Source organism: Nocardioides sp. P5_C9_2 (genome assembly GCF_054049555.1).
The window spans coordinates 1-1362 of sequence record NZ_JBFUMD010000702.1; the positions used below are offsets into that span (position 1 = coordinate 1).

Here is a 1362-nt window from a genome sequence, read left to right on the forward strand (position 1 = left end):
ACCTGCTGGAGACCGTCCGGCACCTCACCCTGATCCAGGTGGAGCCGACCGCGGCGGTGGCTCCGAGCGCCCACGTGGTCGCGTGGTCGCGGCTGGGTGCGGCGTACCGGACGGTGGCGCTCGACGAGCTGCTGGCCGACGGGTCCCTGATCGAGCTGCACTCCATGCTCCGACCCGCCGAGGACATCGCGCTCTACCGCGCGGAGATGGCCGCCTGGCCGGGGCCGGGCGAGCTCAAGGACTGGCAGGTCGACCTCGAGGGCTGGGTCGAGGCCAACGACGACACGCGACGAGACATCCTGGCCCAGCTGCACGACGAGGGACCGTGCACGTCGCGTGAGCTGCCGGACACGACGCTCGTGCCGTGGCAGTCGAGCGGGTGGAACAACGACCGCAACGTCCGCCGGCTGCTGGACATGATGGTGCAGCGCGGCGAGGTGGYGGTGGCCGGCTCCGAGGGGCGCGACAAGCTGTGGGACCTGGCCGAGCGGGTCTACCCCGACGAGGAGCCGGTCCCGCTGGAGGAGGCGTTCCGGATCCGCGGCGAGCGGCGGCTGCGGGCGCTGGGCATCGCCCGGCCCCGCGCCACCGCCTCCCCGAACGAGCCCAACGACGTCGGTCCCGCGGGCGAGGAGGCCGCGGTGGAGGGACTGCGCGGCACGTGGCGCGTCGACCCGGCGTACCTGGAGGACCTCGACGACGTCGCGGGCCGGACCGCCCTGCTGTCCCCGCTGGACCGGCTGGTCTTCGACCGCAGGCGGATGGAGGAGCTCTTCGGCTTCGACTACCAGCTCGAGATGTACAAGCCCGCGGCGAAGCGTCGGTTCGGCTACTGGGCGCTCCCGGTGCTGCACGGCGACGCGCTGGTCGGCAAGGTCGACGCGACGGCCGACAGGGCCGCGGGCGTGCTGCGCGTCGACGCGGTCCACCAGGACCACCGGTGGAGCCGTGCCGTCCGGGGGGCCGTCGACGAGGAGATCGCGTCGCTGGGACGCTGGCTGGGTCTTGTCGTGGAGGCCTGAGGGATTCAGGACCACCGGCCCCGCAGCACGTCGTACAGCGTGACCGGACCGTCCTCGCTCGGGACGCCGTTGCGCATCACCAGCTGCAGGGCGCCCTCGTGCACCTGCAGCGAGATCTCCCACGTCCACCCCGGCGCGTACTCGTAGCCGACGGTCGCGCCCACCCCGGAGCCGACCCCGGTGAGGAGGACGAGGTCGCGCTGGTGCCAGCTGTCCACCCAGGCTGCGGCGACCGTGCCGTCCTGGTCCGGCACCCCGAGCATCAGCGTGCCCTCCTGCGGGCCGTCCTCGACGTGCGTCCAGGTGTAGGAGACCAGGAGCGCACGGCCCGAGGCGGTCT

The 1362-nt window shown here is 73.3% G+C and carries 2 protein-coding genes; one reads left to right on the plus strand and one right to left on the minus strand.

Annotated elements, in window-relative coordinates:
* Window positions 1-1022 (plus strand): DNA glycosylase AlkZ-like family protein (locus ACXJKL_RS21135; RefSeq protein WP_457208955.1); only part of this gene is annotated, 1022 nt, incomplete at its 5' end.
* Window positions 1023-1027: 5 nt separating this feature from the next.
* On the opposite strand, the gene ACXJKL_RS21140 is transcribed toward ACXJKL_RS21135, so the two are convergent.
* Window positions 1028-1362, minus strand: a 335-nt coding sequence (locus ACXJKL_RS21140; RefSeq protein ID WP_457208956.1) for a hypothetical protein, incomplete at its 5' end; no start/stop codon positions are given.